Source organism: Pseudomonas syringae group sp. J254-4, from assembly GCF_032586855.1.
Taxonomy (GTDB): domain Bacteria; phylum Pseudomonadota; class Gammaproteobacteria; order Pseudomonadales; family Pseudomonadaceae; genus Aquipseudomonas; species Aquipseudomonas amygdali.
Genome location: NZ_JAWHOO010000008.1, coordinates 77,959 through 94,301, shown reverse-complemented (window position 1 = coordinate 94,301; position 16,343 = coordinate 77,959). Strand labels below are relative to the sequence as shown.

The following is a 16,343-nucleotide window of genomic DNA, read 5'->3' as shown; positions in this document are numbered from 1 at the left end:
GCCCGTATGTGAGCGATCACGAATGGCGACAGCCATTGCGGACCGCTCACACTTGTACCTACTCCATGGCCTCGGTCAAACCCTGATCTTCGCCGAGAAACCCGCCGCTCTGGTGATGCCACAGCCGCGCATAGGTTCCGTTCTTGCCGAGCAGTTCGGAGTGGGTGCCTTGTTCGATGATGCGACCGTCGTCCATGACAATGAGCCGGTCCATGGCTGCGATGGTAGACAGGCGATGGGCGATGGCGATCACGGTCTTGCCTTTCATCATTTCATCGAGGCTTTCCTGGATTGCCACTTCGACTTCCGAGTCCAGCGCGCTGGTGGCCTCGTCCAGCAGCAGGATCGGCGCGTTCTTGAGCATCACCCGGGCAATTGCGACACGTTGACGCTGACCGCCCGACAGTTTGATGCCACGCTCACCCACCAGGGTGTCGTAGCCGCTATTGCCCTGCTTGTCGCTCAGTTGGCTGATGAACCCATCGGCCTGGGCGCTGGCCGCGGCGCTGTGGATTTGCGCGTCAGTCGCATCGGGACGGCCATAGGCGATGTTGTCGCGGATGGAACGGTGCAGCAGGGATGTGTCCTGAGTGACCATGCCGATGGCGCTACGCAGGCTGTCCTGGGTGACGTGCGCAATATTTTGCCCGTCGATGCTGATTGCTCCTTCATCTAAGTCATAGAAGCGCAACAGCAGGTTGATGAGTGTGGATTTCCCGGCGCCGGAGCGACCCACCAGGCCGATTTTTTCACCCGGCCGAATGGTCAGGTTCAGCGCATCGAGCACCTGACGTTCGCCGTTGTAATTGAAACTCACATTGTCAAAGGTTACCGCACCACCCGTGGTGACCAGGGCGGCTGCATCCGGCGCATCCTGAACCTTGGGGCCGCGGGTCAAGGTTTCCATACCGTCCTGTACGGTGCCAATGTTCTCGAACAGCGAGGTCATTTGCCACATGATCCAGTGCGACATGCCATTGACGCGCAACGCCATGGCGGTAATCGCTGCAACGGCACCGGTGCCAACCTGACCCTGGTGCCACAGCCACAGGGCATAACCACCTGCACCCATGATCAACGCGACCACCAGTACCTGATTGACGATCTCGAACTGGCTGACCAGGCGCATCTGGCGAAAGCCGGTGAGCTTGAAGTCCTCCATTGCAGCACGTGCGAAGTGCGCCTCGCGTTTGGAGTGGGAGAACAGCTTCACAGTGGTGATGTTGGTGTAGGCATCCGAGATACGCCCGGTCATCGATGAGCGCGCGTTAGCCTGCTCCTGTCCGACTTTGCCCAGGCGAGGCACGAAATACAGCATGGCCAGACCGAACAGGGCGATCCAGGCAATGAAAGGCAGCATCAGCTTCAGGTCGAAGCCGCCGGCCAATGCAATGATCGCGATGAAGTACACCCCGATTCCGGGTGCGATTTCGATGAGGGTGAACAGCACCTCACGCACCGACAGGGCCGTCTGCATCACCTTGGTGGTGACACGGCCAGAGAATTCATCGGAGAAAAAAGAAAGGCTTTGGCGCAACATCAACCGATGGAAGTCCCAGCGCAGCCGCAATGGCAGGTTGATCGCCAATACCTGGTGCTGGACCATCGTACGCAACGCGACCAGCCCGATGCTGGCCAGCAATACCAGGCCGATGCCCCACAGCACGCTACTTTCCTGCATGGCCGTCGCGTCGCCGGCCTTCCACGCCGACAGCAGGTCCACGACCTGCCCGAGAAAAGAAAACAGCCAGGCTTCGTAAATCGATACGCCGGCACTCAGTAGCGCAAGCGCCAGGATGTAGCCACGTGCTCCCCGTGTGCAGGCCCAGAGAAACCGCACCAGGCCGTCAGGAGGCGGCGGCACTTCGTCGGGCGGGAAGGGGTCGAGCCATTTTTCAAACGCGCGAAGCATGGTGGTCTCCGAAAGGATTTGGTGAAGATTCTGGCATTGGACGCCTATGCGCAATGCATCAAGGCGTTACCAGGGAATGCAGATGAGTCTGGACCTGCGGGTCATTGGTCGTCGGTAACACTACGCAGACTATCCCACAGGCCCATCATTTGAGTGACTGCGGCATCCAGTGTGGCATGTGGAACATCGTCGCGAGCCAGTGTAGACAAGCCCAGAAGAAAACTGTCGAACGCAGCAGCGAGAGCCTCCGGTATCACCGTCGCGGGCAATTCCCCTGTAGCAACGGCGCGGTGGATGCAGGCAACGATACCCGCACGATTCAGGTTCCTGGCTTTTGCGAGCGGTGCGGAAATCGCCTTGCTCTCTTCCGAGCACGTGCTCATCAGACCTAACGCCACCAGGCAGCCCTTGGGATGATCGGGCTCGCACTGCATTTTTGCGGACCGGCGAAGGGTGAGTTCAATCGCCTCCCTGGGCGGCAGAGTGTTGTCAAACAGGCTGTCGGTAACCCGACCGTGGGTGGCGAGATAGCGCTCCATCACCTCATTGAACAGTGCCTGTTTCGAGCCAAAAGCGGCGTAAAAGCTTGGCGCGGTAATGCCTCCGCCTATGTTCGCCTTCAATTGGCTCAGGGATGTCGCATCGTATCCATGCTCCCAGAACAAATGCAGCGCCTGAGTGATTGCCACGTCACGGTCAAACGTGCGCGGACGTCCCATCTGTGCCATGCCGGGTCTCCTCCAGAATTATTTAAATACTAGTCGATACATAAGTCGTTGACCACCTGGGGTGTTCTGCCTATATTTGTATCGATCAGTATATTAGTGGGGAGATTCGAATGACGACAGACGAGAAACAGAGCGAAAAACTTCCGCTCGGGGCATTGCTGGCTTTGGCGATGACAGGGTTCATTTGCATCGTGACCGAGACGTTGCCTGCGGGTTTGCTGCCCGAAATCGGCAGTGGCCTGGGAGTCTCGGCATCGTTTGCAGGGCAAATGGTGACTGTTTACGCGTTGGGCTCACTGCTGGCAGCCATTCCGCTGACCATCGCTACGCAAAGCTGGCGTCGCCGAACAGTCTTGTTGCTGACGATTGTCGGCTTCCTGGTGTTCAATTCCGTCACTGCGCTGTCTTCCAGCTACTGGCTGACCCTGATCGCGAGGTTTTTCGCTGGCGTCTCTGCGGGGCTGGCCTGGAGCCTTATCGCGGGTTACGCACGACGTATGGTCGTTCCCCAATTGCAGGGCCGCGCGCTGGCGATCGCAATGGTGGGAACGCCCATCGCGTTGTCATTGGGCGTGCCTCTGGGAACCTGGCTGGGCGGATTGATGGGCTGGCGCATGGCATTCGGATTGATGTCCGCAATGACCCTGCTGTTGATCGTCTGGGTGCTGATCAAAGTGCCGGACTATCCTGGCCAGTCCGCGGCTAAGCGCATGGCATTGCGTCAGGTCTTTTTCACCCCGGGCGTACGCTCGGTACTGGGAGTGGTCTTCACCTGGATGCTGGCTCACAACATTCTTTATACCTACGTCGCGCCGTTTGTTTCCGAGGCCGGGTTGGCGAGGGACGTCGATTTGGTATTGCTGGCATTCGGTGTCGCCGCGCTGGCGGGCATCTGGGTAACGGGACGGCTGGTTGATCGTCATTTACGCAAGACGGTGTTGGCCAGCCTCGCGAGCTTCGCGGCGGTTTCGGTGTTCCTGGGTGTGTTTTCTGGCTCGGCCCTGGCCATCTATGCAGGCGTATTTATCTGGGGTCTGACCTTTGGCGGTGCCGCTACGCTTCTGCAAACCGCGCTCGCCGACTCGGCAGGCGAGGGCGCTGACGTGGCGCTTTCGATGAATGTCGTCGTCTGGAACAGCGCTATTGCAGGCGGTGGGTTACTGGGTGGTGTGCTGCTTGGACATTGGGGCGTGGGTGTATTTCCCTGGGTCTTGTTTGTGTTGTCAGTGCTGAGCCTGATTATTGCGCTACGGGCGCGGGTTCATGGTTTTGCGCGAGGCGATCGGCTTCTGGAGTAAATCGGTGCCAGTGGCTGGAGGCAACCACTGGACTTGCTTTTCGCTCAACAGACGGCGGTCGGCCAGGCGACCGCGATGGCGTGATCGGGTCACCGGCCGATCATTCATCAGGCGATGCTGTAAGCGTTGAATGCCTTGCCCTGTTGCAGCGCGGTGACGATGTTTTTACGGGTCACCGGCAGCTCGCTGCCTTCATTGTCGACGAAGGTTGTTTCCTGCAGTTCGGCGGTATCGCCTTCACCGACAAAGGTGAAGCCAAGAAACTCGAGGGCTTCGCGGTCGACATTAAGGTTGGAACGCGGGGTGCGCAACGGCAGGCTGACACTCTGGCCATCCTTGCTGATGGTGTAGACCTCGGCTTCCTTGCGGGCACGCGTTGTCTTGCTCTTGGCGGTAGTGGGGTTGCTGATCGCCTGATGCGTCTGGTTCAGCACCTTGAGCGCCAGGCCGTAGACCAGTTCCTGAAATGCCGGGTCATTCTTGTAGCTGGACAGAATACGGCTGATCGGGAACTGCGTGCCAAGATCGGCCAGTGCTGCGCTGTCTGCCGCTTCGGCATCCTTGAGGCGCTTCAGTTGGCCCATCAGTTCGTAGGCTTTGTCGTCATCGTGCTCATCCTGCGCCAAGCGAATGGCGGCACGCAGCTCACGGATTTCTTCGCTTTCCTTGGCGGTCTGGAACGCATCAAGCACCATCTCGCTGATGGTCTTGGCCTGCGCCACGTGCTGGGAAAGACCAATTGCGCTTTCGTATTCCAGCTTGGAGGAGGTCAGGGCTTCGTTGGTCTGGGAATCAGGCATTGAATTTCACTATTTCAGGTTTGAGGCATTTCAGGTTTGAGGCGCGAAAGGCTCAGGGCGTTTCGGGGGGCGTAATTTAGTGGAGCAACGCGAGGATGTCACGGACCATTAGCCAGGAGGTCCAGTCAGCACCTCGGCTTTAACCGGAGACAAGCAAGAAGTGAAGGCACTGGCCAGACCCGCTATCAGGGTACGAAAGATGCATAAAGCGTTCAAAGTCAATTTGATGACGCACCCATGAAGCATGTTTACCGATCCTCAGTCAGGCTCGCGCCTTCCATGCTCACCAAAGCACTGATTGGCTTTATTGCTCTGGTGTGTGTATCGCTGGTTTTGGCTACAGCCTGGCAAATGAACCAGTCCAGGCGTGAGCGTGTCGCTACCGCCACAATTACGGTTTCAAACATCGTTCTTGCTGCCGAGCAGCAAGCTCAGGATACGGTACGACAGGCTGATAATACCCTGCGTGATCTCGCGGAACGCGTGGAGCACGATGGTGTAGAAGGGCCTCAGCAAGCTCGACTGGCGAAGCGAATGGCTCAGGACGTGTTGAACGTCAACGGCATTCAGGGGCTTTTTATCTACGATGCCCAAGGCAACTGGGTCGCCAACTCTTTTTCTCAAGGTATACAGGTAAAAAACAACAGCGACCGCGCGTACTTCGTCTATCACCGCGACAACGCCGACGAGTCCATCCACATCGGTTCCATCATTGAGAGCCGCAGCACGGGAGACCGGGTCATCCCGATCAGCCGACGTATCAATACTGCGGATGGCACATTCGCAGGTGTGGCTCTGGCGACTGTGCCTGTGGCCTATTTTCAATCATTCTTCAAACGCATGGATGTGGACGACAAGGGCGTTATTTTCCTCGCGCTGAACAATGGCGACCTGCTGGCTCGACGACCGACGCTGGCAGCATTGATGACCACCAATATCGCCAAAGGTGATCTGTTCACTCGCTATCTGCCATACAGCGAGAGCGGCACCGCTGTGTTCAAGTCTGTAGTGGATGGCGTGGAAAGAATTTATGCCTATCGGCGGGTGTCCGGATTGCCTATCGTCGCCGCCGCTGGTGTGTCCTGCGAGCATGTATTCGCCCCTTGGTGGGCTTATGCATATCGATCCATGGCGCTGGTCGGCATGATCAGTTTGACCCTGGTTTTACTCGGCATCTTGCTATACAGGCAAATCCGGCACCTGATCACTGCGGAAAATGAGTTGAGTATCGCCAGAGCCGACCTCGAGATCATCGCCAGGACCGACAGTTTGACGCATCTGGCCAATCGGCGTTGTTTCGACGCTACCTTTCAACTGGAGTGGGAACGAGCTTCCCGAGATAACTCATCCATCGCCCTTATTTTGTTGGATATTGACTGGTTCAAACAATACAACGACTGCTACGGCCATCTGCGGGGCGACGACTGCCTAAGCCAGGTAGCGGGGCTTATCGGAAGCGGTATCAAGCGGCCTGGCGACCTGGCCGCACGATATGGCGGAGAAGAGTTTGTGATTCTGTTGCCTGGCACAGATTTAACGGGTGCTTTAAGCGTTGCCGAAGAGGTCAGGTTATCCATTGAAAACGCACTGATAGAGCACTCCGCCAGCCCGCTGGGGAACGTAACAATCAGCTCGGGCGTGGTTGCGATCAACGCACTCGAGAAGGAGGGTTACACAGCGGCCCTGAGGGAAGCAGATCGACTTCTTTACTGCGCCAAAACCAGAGGTCGCAACTGCGTCGAGGGGCGGTCGATGGCCCATTCCACACGAAAGCAGTTCATAGGCCAGCCCGTTCTGGATTCAGGCCACTGCTGAGTTGAGGTCTTGTAAAGTCGTGACCGCTTTCTACCATCCAAAGGGCCTTTCGACGACGAGCTTAAAGTTTCCAGATTTGGGTCGATAGCCTCTTTAATATGTCAGCCATCATTGAAAAGCAGGAATCTCGCATGCGCCTCCGAAACCTCAATTTAGCTCCACGAGCTGCCTTGTTTTTCGCGTCAATCATCGCATTGGTATTCGTGCTGGGGGTATTTGCAGTCCTGCAAATGGGCAAGCTCAGAGACGCCGAGAAAGACGTCGAACTCAATTGGATGGCCAGCATCCGCCAAACGTCGTTGATGAACACCACGACCCTTCGCCTGAGGCTCGAAACGCAGCGAGGCCTTGCTGACCCTCAATCCATTCAAAAGAATATTGAAAGCTTCGCTGGCTACCGTAAGGCATTCACCGAAGCGGTGGCGAACTATGAGCCCCTCATCGCCGATGAAAAGGAGCGCTCGCTTTATATTCCGGTAAAAAACAGTGCCGATGCCTATTCCAAGCAACTGGATATTCTTGAGCCGTTGATGAGACAGGGTGATATTGCGGCTGCGGTCAGCCTGGTGAGTACCAGCATCCGTCCAATGACGAACACGATGGAGGTGCAGATCAAAGACCTCACCAACTTTAACAACGAAGGCGCTGCACGGGCCGGGCAAACTGCGACGGATCTCTATGAAAACGGCCTGTGGCTTGTTGTAGGCCTGATAGCGGGTGTCGTTATCTTGACGGTCGGTTTGGCATTACTGCTGACGAAAAGTATTACCTCCCCGATTAACGACGCGCTGTCTGTCGCTGAGCGCATCGCGGCCAGTGACCTCTCCAAGGAGGTCTTGGTAAGCGGGACTGATGAAGCGGGGAGACTGTTGAAAGCGCTCGCGCAGATGCAGGCAAACCTGCGAAACACCATCATGCAGATATCCGATTCCTCTAATCAGCTGGCGTCTGCGTCTGAAGAGATGACGGCGGTTACCGAGGAGTCGAGTCGCGGCCTTGTTTCCCAGAACGATGAAGTCAATCAGGCAGCAACAGCGGTCACAGAAATGAGCGCTGCCGTTGATGAGGTCGCTCGTAATGCCGAGTCAGCTTCCGAAGAGTCAAAACGTACCCAAGGCTATACCGAGGTAGGTTTGGCACGGGTGGCTCAGACGTTAAAGTCAATTCAAAAGCTGAACGGTAACGTTGAAAACACAAGCGAGCAGATTCAAGGGTTGTCAGACCGTGCTCAGAGCATCACCAAGGTTGTCGAGGTAATCAGGGCCATTGCAGAGCAAACCAACCTGTTGGCGTTGAACGCCGCCATCGAAGCCGCACGGGCGGGCGAGCAAGGCCGTGGGTTTGCGGTGGTGGCTGACGAAGTACGGGCTTTAGCCCATCGCACTCAGGTGTCTACTCAAGAAATCGAGCAGATGATTGCTGCCATTCAGAGCGATTCTGACCTGGCAGTGAAGGCAATGAATACGAGCAGAGACCTTGCGACCGAATCACTTGGCGTTGCCCAGGAGGCCAGTACCTCGCTGGATCAAATATCAACGGCCATCATTCAAATCAATGAACGCAACCTCATGATCGCGACCGCTTCTGAAGAACAGTCTCACGTCGCTCGAGAGGTGGACCGAAATCTGGTCAGCATTCGTGAGCTTGCGACACAGAGTGCTGCGGGAGCCGCGCAAACCGCGAGTGCGTGCGGTGAAATGTCGAAGCTGGCGGTTAATCTGAATCAGTTGGTTAATCGGTTTGTTGTGTAAGAACGGTTTTGGGGGCTGTATCCAGTTCCAGCATGAACGCCTTGAGGAGTAGGTCTTCCACCGCAGGGCTTGATTGCTTGATCAAGTTACAGCCGCCCGTGTGTGCAGTGAGGTAAAGCATGCCCTCAGATGTGCCCCCAATGTAGAAATCCACTGGAGGTGGATGGAGCTCTATGGTTTGTGGAAACGCAGAAATGATCAGCTGAACGGCCTGCCTGCCGACCCCTACAGAATATCGGGATCGCCGAAGAACATTTTGACTGGGTCCTAGCGCAGTATTTTCAGGTCGGAAAAACTAAACTATGCCCCCAGTTGTGCCCCACGTAGCGCGGGATATACGGGCGATCGAGATTTACGATCTCTAAGGCAAGCAATGCGCCCAGCCAAGAAACACCTGCTTGCGCACCACCGCGAACTCAAAAAACGCATCAGCGAGAACACCCCCAACGCAGCTTTGAAGCGAATGGATTACGAGAGTCTTATAACTGGCTACGGCATCCGCGGAACCATTTCGATAGAACTGAAAGAGATCGGCTACCCCAAGATCTGGGTAGATGCGCAGTTGTTCCCATGCTGATCCGAATAAGGTGGGTTCGGCCTATAACCATGCCAAATATCTTGAGGACGAAGAAGGCCAAGTCAATCTAGTCGTCAAGCTCTGTCCGGGGGTGATGTCGCCGAGGTCGCGATACAGTGAGCATGAGGAAAACCATAGTCATGCGTGGTCGTCCCTGGTTTTAACGGGTTGTGCGAAAACGTCGGCAAGCGCACACCGAGGACGGCGCACTAAAGCCTATCAAATGGTGTGACAGAGGAAGCGGCATGGACACACGTATCCAGCCCTCTACATAAATTGATTGCTCGACATCAAATCACCGTACTGGAAGTGCCTCCCAGTGGATTAATATGGATGCTATCTGGAACAGGCGCACGCAGTTTCGATGTTGGAAGGAGATTTCTGGTCGCAACTTGGCTCCTGGCCTTATCGGCAGCCAACGTATGTCCGCCCGAGATGCGAAAATAGACTGATCGCCCAATGAAGGGCTCGTTCGGCGGAAATTGTCCGCCAGGGACATGACGATGGACAGTAAGACAGAAGCAGCAACGCCCGACTCGACCATGGATGCATCGATTTTCCAGAGCACGCTCCCCAACGCCGAGAAGCTTGAGCAGGCGCGTACACAGTTGCTTGACCTCTCAGCGCGAAATCGACTCCTTAATATGCCGCGATCGAGCCGTACCTCGGCGATAGCGATCGTTGATGAGAAGACATCCGAGGTCTATCGCCTCCTCGTTCGGGAGGGAAAGGCGTTTACCTTCCTGGCCGGCAAGGCGGCGACTGATGAGTCCGATGACGATTCGGCAGCCGACGACACAAAGCCGGCCATTGAGTCCGATGAAATCGACCAGCTTGCCCAACCCGACGACAGCGTCGACGAGAGGGGCGTACTCACCCGTCACAGCGACACAAGGCTCCAGACTCGGCTCACGGGCACGGGTCTGCAAAAACACCTGCTCGAGCTGTACCTGAATTCAAAGACGCTCGAAGAAGAACAGGGCGTGAACGTCCTCTTTGCCTCCCTTGGCGCTCTCAAGTGGATCGATCCGAACAATGCAGCGAACGTCCGCCATGCTCCCCTGATCCTGATTCCCGTCGAGTTGAACCGCGGAACGGCGGGCGAGAAATTCCGACTCAAGGCTCGCGCTGAAGATGTCGCATCTAACCTGTCGTTGGAAGCATACCTCGACCGCATTCACAAGCTTCGTATGCCCGCCTTCGAAGCCAGCGATAGCTTCGATATCGATTCCTATTTTACGGATGTTGCGGCTGCGGTGGCGGACAAGCCCCAGTGGGAAGTGCTGCGGGATGAGATGACCGTCGGGTTCTTCTCCTTTGCCAAATTCCTGATGTATAGAGACCTCGACCCCGCCGTGTGGCCTAAGGGCAACACACTCGTTGATCGCCCACTCATCAAAGGCCTGCTCTCCGACGGCTTCCCTGGTGGAGAGGGTATGCTCGACGAGAGCGCCAACATCGATCCGGTCATCCCGCCGGCGGAGATGCTCCACATCCTCGATTGCGATAGTTCGCAAGCTATTGCCATCCATGAGGTGCGTCGCGGTCGCGACATGGTGATTCAGGGCCCTCCTGGCACCGGTAAGAGCCAGACGATTGCCAATATCGTTGCGTCGGCCATTAAGGACGGCAAAACTGTTCTGTTTGTGGCGGAGAAGATGGCTGCTCTCGAGGTGGTAAAACGTCGCCTTGATGAAAAGGGCGTGGGCGATGCTTGTCTGGAACTCCACAGCAACAAGGCTAACAAGCGCGCGGTACTGGATGAGCTCCGACGCACTTGGGATCTCGGAGCTCCGAAGTCAGCTCCCACCGGAAGTCTAATTGCTCGCCTGACCGAAGCGCGGGACGAGTTGAACGGCCATGTAGCGCGGCTCCATGCTGTCGACCCAGCATCCAGTCTGTCCCCATTCCAGGTCATGGGTCATCTCGCGCGCCTGCGGCAAGCGGGGGTGATGCCCAACGATGTCGTTCTGGAGGGAATCGACGCTTGGGGGGCGGATGGTTTCGAACGGCGCCATACACTTCTGAGCGACCTTGTCACACGGATTGAGATCATCGGCACACCCGACGACCACGCTTTTACCGGGGTGGGCATCGAAGCGATGCTACCAACCGATCGTGAGCGTCTCGTCGCTCGTATCGAAACCCTGCGCGGCCAGCTCCAGAACGCCCGCCAGTACATGAATGCTACTGCCAGTTTGCTTGAAGCCGAGTTTCCGCGCACGCTCAAAGAGCTGGTCCCTGTCAGCGCACTCGCCCGGCGCATCAGTGTGGCGCCTGTGCTTGATGCCGCTGCCATGGCAGATGACGGTTGGTCAAACGTTTCGATGGTCGATACATTGCTAGCGTTGGGTCACCGCTTTGCCGCCTTGCGCCAATCGCTGTCGACCGAAGTCAATGTTGAGGCATGGGACGAGGACACCCACGAGGCGCAGCAGGCGCTCACCGAATGCCCTGGTGACTTCAATGCGGATGCCGTTCGCCGCCTCTGCGCCGTTCGCGACGCCATCCCGGCGTTATTGCAGGCTGCCCGCGGTCTGTCTCACGCACTGGGCCGCGAATGCGCGCCGACCGCTGGCGAATTTGCCCGCCTCGCCAAGATCGGCGAGCGGGTTGCAAATGCGCCACCGGCGAGCCCCGAAACGTTCGCTTCCGAGCTATGGGAGGGAGGCGTAGAGCGGGCCGGGCAGATCGCCCATACCGTCGCTGAGCTCGAAGGGGTTCGTACGTCACTGGCAGGTCAGCTCCAGGAGCTCGCTTGGGATATCGACGTAGGTCCCGCCCGCGCCGCGCTCGCTGCGAAGGGCACAAGCCTATTCCGCTTCCTCAGTGGCGACTGGCGTGCAGCCAACAAGCTCATGCGCTCGGTCCTGGTTCAGCCCGCCCAACCTCTCCCGGTGACCCTGGCTTCTCTCGATACCCTGATCCGCGGTCAGGAAGCGCGGCGCGTCCTGCGCAATGAAGACAGTTTTGGCAAGGCAGCCTTCGGTGATGACTGGCAAGGCGATAGCTCGGTCTCCGCGCCGCTCGTGGCTTTGGTTGAATGGATGCGGTCCCTGCGCGGGCTCGGGGCCGAACCCCGTCTCATCGCTTCCCGCGGTCCTGAGAAGAATGATGTCGCCCAGCGTTCGAAGTACGTAAGCCTTTTGCTCTCGCAGGTCGCTCCCGACCTGTCCGGCGTCCATGTCGATTTTCTTACACAGGCAACGCAGGCGTTCGGCGACGCCACCGCGCCTGAACAACTCGACCTCGAGTCGTTGTTGCAGCTCGCCGTCCGCCACACGAATGCCTGGTCGACGGTAAGCGGCTTCCTGATCCAGGCCCCCACTAGCGCAGAATCAGTCTGTGCCGTTTTTGAAAGGCTCGATGCGGGACGCGAGGCGCGTCAGGGAGTACGAGATGGGGATAGCCTCGGCCGCGCACTATTCGGCTCCGCGTGGCGAGGGCTCGACAGTGATTGGGACGCCCTCTCGACAGCCGCTGGCTGGCTCAAAGTCAATGGAGACATCCGCGCGCTGGCCGGTCGAGTCCATGAGCGTGAGGCTCTCATTCCTCGCGCCAAGGCTCTCGACGAACAGGCCGTGCATCTCGCTACCGCCTTCCACGCCATCGCAGATGAGCTTGCACTCGATCTATCAGCAAGTGTTGGTGCGCCGCTCATCCATGAGGCGCATCTGGATTCCCTGACAGGGCGGCTATCACGCTGGGTTACCGAGCAGGAAGAACTCCACCGGTGGCTGGCCTATCGCGATCGTGCTGCACGGGCCGTTCGCGACGGTTGCGCGGATTTCGTCGCCCGACTTGCTGATGGACGGCTATCGACAACGAGCGCGGTCGCTGCGTTCGAGTTCGCTTATTTTGAAGGGCAATACCGTCGGGTGCTGAAGGCTGAACCGGCTCTGGGCCGCTTCGATGGCGTCGCCCACGGCCATATTGTCCGCGAGTTCGCCGAGCTTGACCGCCTGCGTATCGCAGCGGCGGCAGGCGAAGTCGTTCAGGCTCACCACCAGAATGTTCCTCGAAGAGACAGTGGTTCGATTGGCCCACTCGGGGTGCTTCGGGGGGAAATTCAGAAGAAGAAGGGTCACATGGCCCTGCGAAAGCTGGTCGAACGCGCGGCACCTGCGCTCACCGCCCTGAAGCCAGTCTTCATGATGAGCCCGTTGTCGGTCGCGCAGTTCCTGCCGCCCGGTGCACTTGAGTTCGACCTGCTCGTGATGGACGAAGCGAGCCAGATTCAGCCGGTCGACGCCCTCGGTGCGGTGGCTCGTGCGAAGCAGGTGGTTGTGGTCGGTGACCCTCGTCAGCTACCGCCAACCAGTTTCTTTGCCAAGCTCACCAGTGGCGATGAAGACATTGACGAGGATGAGCCAACGAAGGTCAGCGACGTTGAAAGCATCCTTGGGCTGTTTACCGCACGCGGCCTGCCTATGCGCATGCTCCGCTGGCATTACCGTAGTCGCCACCAGTCGCTCATTGCAGTCAGCAACCGCCAGTTCTATGAAAACAAGCTATTCATCGTGCCTAGCCCCTGGACTCAGGAGGGTGGGCGTGGCCTGCGCTTCCACCATGTTCGGGATGGCGTCTTCGGTTCACCGGTAAAGAGCGTCAACGGGCCAGAGGCCAAGGTAGTCGCTGAGGCTATCGTCCAGCACGCCCGTATGCATCCGAATCTGTCGTTGGGTGTAGCAGCGTTCTCCGCGTCGCAAAGCCGTGCCATCTTCGACGAGCTTGAAGTACTCCGCCGTGGTTTGCCAGCGGAGGTGGAGGCGTTCTTCAACCGCCGCAACAGTGAGCCTTTCTTCATCAAGAACCTTGAAAACGTTCAGGGTGACGAGCGGGATGTCATCTTCATCTCGGTTGGCTATGGACCGACCGTACCAGGCGGCAAAGTACCCATGCGTTTCGGGCCTCTCAATAACGAGGGCGGCGAGCGTCGCCTCAACGTGCTGATCAGCCGCGCCAAGCAGCGATGCGAGGTGTTCTCCTCAACGACCGATGAGCACATCGATCCTGCATTTTCCGCCAGCCGCAAAGGTATCGAGGCATTCCGTATCTTTCTCCGCTATGCCCGCACGGGAAAGCTCGACACGGCTGCCGTCACGGGACGGGACTTTGATTCCATATTTGAAGAGCAGGTTGCCTCGGCTCTCGAATCTCGCGGATACAGTGTCCAGCGTCAGGTGGGCTTGGCTGGGTTCTTTATCGACCTTGCGGTGACTGATCCGGAGCGCCCGGGTCGCTTCCTCCTGGGCATCGAGTGCGATGGCGCGTCGTATCATAGCGCCCAGTCCGCCCGGGACCGTGACCGTCTTCGCCAGCAGGTTTTGCTCGATCATGGCTGGAACCTCCACCGTATCTGGAGCACCGATTGGTTCCAGCGTCCACAAGAGCAACTCGACCTTGTCTGCCGGCAGATCGATGCGGCTCGTGCTGCGTTCGACGAGCGCGTAGTCGAGGAGGTCCTTTCAAAAGAGCAGGCTGTCGATGCAGCTGCCATCGAACGGGAGCTGAGGACGGAAGACGGTGATTTCACCTTCGAACCGTATGTCGAAGCGAACCCACAGCGGCCAACACATCGTTCGGAAGAAATCCACGATACCCCGACCGGCGTTCTTACCGAGATTGCGGTTAATGTTGTGCGTATAGAGGGACCCGTGCATACCGATGAGGTCGTGTCCCGTATCCGTGACGCCTGGGGCGCCAAGCGAGCTGGTAGCCGGATTCAGGACGCCGTCGAAAGGGCCATCGATGTGGCTGTCCGCCAGAACTCTGTGGTGCGTGACGGCGTTTGGCTCGCCATGGCCAGCGCGCCTGTCGTTCCACGCGATCGTTCGCAGGTATCTTCACTGGCGCTCCGCCGGGCGGAGTATCTACCGGAGGCAGAACTTGCAGAGGCCATCGTCATCGTCGTAGCGCGTAACTTTGGCGCGAACCGCGATCAGGTCATCGAACGCGTTGCGCGCGCCATCGGCATCCGAGCTATCTCGGCTTCGGTACGAGAACGTGTGGCGGCGATGGTCGAGCACGTCGTCGCCTGTGGTCGTTTGGTTGATGAAGAAGGCCTCCTGAAAGTTCCGGAGTAGCTATTTTCTTGGGGGCGTCCTGACCGGTCCTAGAGTGTCATAAGACATTTGCGGTCGGTGAGGCGTCTGGCGACACGATGAGGACTGCTGGGCAGACCGTTATTTAGCGTGGAAATCTGAGCATCAGCCTTTCGTATGCGTAACCTCTTACAGGCACAACTTAAGGTAGGGATAATGACAGTAGTGGAATATTGCGTTTTCTAGGGATGGTCTGAAGCACGCGACTATTCAGGCGTGAATACCCAAGTCAAGGTGAAATTTACTTGAGTGGGGACAGCAAATCAGAAAAACGGCCCGAAAAAACGCTTTTCAAACCCGTTTTTTGCCTTGCAGAAGGGCCATCGGGCCCATTTGTCTCATGGCGGACGCACCTGTCCTGCCATGTCCAATAAACGTCGCCGCGACATCCATAGGTTCGACAAGGCAAACAAAGTGGTTCTATGTGCATGGTTCTTGGCCAGCCCGCGAAATCTCACCTTGACAGTATGGGCTCAACAGTTGATTGAGTGAGCACAACGTGCTAGCTCACTGCTTTGGGATTCTTAAGCTTCGGTATTCCCCGAATTTTGACCCAGTCTGACTACCTTTTTGGATGCTGTGGCGTTTTTATACGCCCTCATCTGACCTGTCATCAAATTTTTGGATCGCTTGCTGTTCAGCTTATAAATTATTGGTACGGCACCTTGGTTGGGATGCGAATACAGGTCGAACAAGAACTGATCTTTTTTGATATGAAATTCGAGATGGTTATAGTTGAAGAAAATTGTGCCGTCTTTCAGGCGCGTGGGGAAAGTTGTTGTCCAAATATCAGTCGGTGGTGAAACACTAACCTCCAAATAGTAGCCTGCTGGGAAGTTAGGTGCGCCGTCCGACAGTAAATAGTCCTTGATGGCAAGAGAGTCTTCTTCTGGCAAGGATATAGAATTGTAGTTTGGCCAGCCCTCTTGCGATGCTCTCCAGATGATGCTGAGCGCAAGGTAGTATATTTTCTTCGATTCTAGGCCTGGAACATCTTTAGCATAGAGGCTTGAGTCTTTAAGTCCCTTGAGATGATCATATATGATGGGCATTTCATTTGGTCTGGGCGCGATCAGCTTTGCGCAGTAGTCCTCTCCGTATGTGGAGAAACGGCGTTCGCAGTTTTTACCAAGCAGATACTGCGTCACCTGACGTCCGAGATTGTTAAGGCGATTGTCGTCCGTCTTGAACTGAGTTTTTGTCCCCTTTTTCTTCATTCGATCTATGTATTTATAAAAGTGCTTTGGCAAGAGATGGCTGTCTTGTAAATCATGCTCATCGTTGCAAAGCGCACATAATTTCTCGTTTTCAGCCATCTTGAATCCTCAATCATGCTCGTATGGTGGTGATGTCGGAGA

The 16,343-nt window shown here is 57.0% G+C and carries 8 protein-coding genes and 2 pseudogenes; 5 read left to right on the top strand and 5 right to left on the bottom strand.

Features of this window, described 5'->3' with window-relative positions; translation table 11 throughout:
- Positions 1–58: 58 nt before the first annotated feature.
- Positions 59–1,912, bottom strand: a complete 1,854-nt coding sequence (locus RYB09_RS12250) for an ABC transporter ATP-binding protein (RefSeq protein ID WP_316888641.1) — start codon at positions 1,910–1,912, stop codon at positions 59–61.
- 101 nt (positions 1,913–2,013) lie between these two features.
- On the bottom strand, positions 2,014–2,640 hold the full coding sequence (locus tag RYB09_RS12245) for a TetR/AcrR family transcriptional regulator (RefSeq protein ID WP_219169189.1): 627 nt from the start codon (positions 2,638–2,640) through the stop codon (positions 2,014–2,016).
- Between the two features lie 110 nt (positions 2,641–2,750).
- Between RYB09_RS12245 and RYB09_RS12240 the strand changes: the two genes are divergently transcribed.
- On the top strand, positions 2,751–3,938 hold the full coding sequence (locus tag RYB09_RS12240; protein ID WP_316888638.1) for an MFS transporter: 1,188 nt from the start codon (positions 2,751–2,753) through the stop codon (positions 3,936–3,938).
- Between the two features lie 107 nt (positions 3,939–4,045).
- Here RYB09_RS12240 and RYB09_RS12235 read toward each other — a convergent pair whose 3' ends face one another.
- On the bottom strand, positions 4,046–4,738 hold the full coding sequence (locus RYB09_RS12235; RefSeq protein ID WP_122260012.1) for a hypothetical protein: 693 nt from the start codon (positions 4,736–4,738) through the stop codon (positions 4,046–4,048).
- Between the two features lie 237 nt (positions 4,739–4,975).
- Between RYB09_RS12235 and RYB09_RS12230 the strand changes: the two genes are divergently transcribed.
- The 4 genes and pseudogenes from RYB09_RS12230 to RYB09_RS12215 all read left to right on the top strand — a co-directional run bounded on the left by RYB09_RS12230 (position 4,976) and on the right by RYB09_RS12215 (position 14,967).
- A complete protein-coding gene (locus tag RYB09_RS12230; protein ID WP_316888636.1) occupies positions 4,976–6,553 on the top strand; it encodes a sensor domain-containing diguanylate cyclase in 1,578 nt (525 codons plus the stop codon).
- Positions 6,554–6,651: 98 nt separating this feature from the next.
- Positions 6,652–8,304 carry a methyl-accepting chemotaxis protein gene (locus RYB09_RS12225; RefSeq protein ID WP_410478305.1) on the top strand — a complete coding sequence of 551 codons (1,653 nt, stop codon included), beginning with the start codon at positions 6,652–6,654 and terminating at the stop codon, positions 8,302–8,304.
- Positions 8,305–8,642: 338 nt separating this feature from the next.
- A pseudogene (locus RYB09_RS12220) lies at positions 8,643–8,927 on the top strand (integrase); the annotation flags it as partial.
- A gap of 457 nt (positions 8,928–9,384) precedes the next feature.
- Positions 9,385–14,967, top strand: a complete 5,583-nt coding sequence (locus tag RYB09_RS12215) for a DUF3320 domain-containing protein (protein WP_230016309.1) — start codon at positions 9,385–9,387, stop codon at positions 14,965–14,967.
- A 356-nt stretch (positions 14,968–15,323) separates the two neighbouring features.
- On the opposite strand, the pseudogene RYB09_RS12210 reads toward RYB09_RS12215, so the two are convergent.
- A pseudogene (locus tag RYB09_RS12210) lies at positions 15,324–15,449 on the bottom strand (IS5/IS1182 family transposase); the annotation flags it as partial.
- A gap of 60 nt (positions 15,450–15,509) precedes the next feature.
- On the bottom strand, positions 15,510–16,301 hold the full coding sequence (locus RYB09_RS12205) for a hypothetical protein (RefSeq protein WP_058408125.1): 792 nt from the start codon (positions 16,299–16,301) through the stop codon (positions 15,510–15,512).
- Positions 16,302–16,343 lie beyond the last annotated feature (42 nt).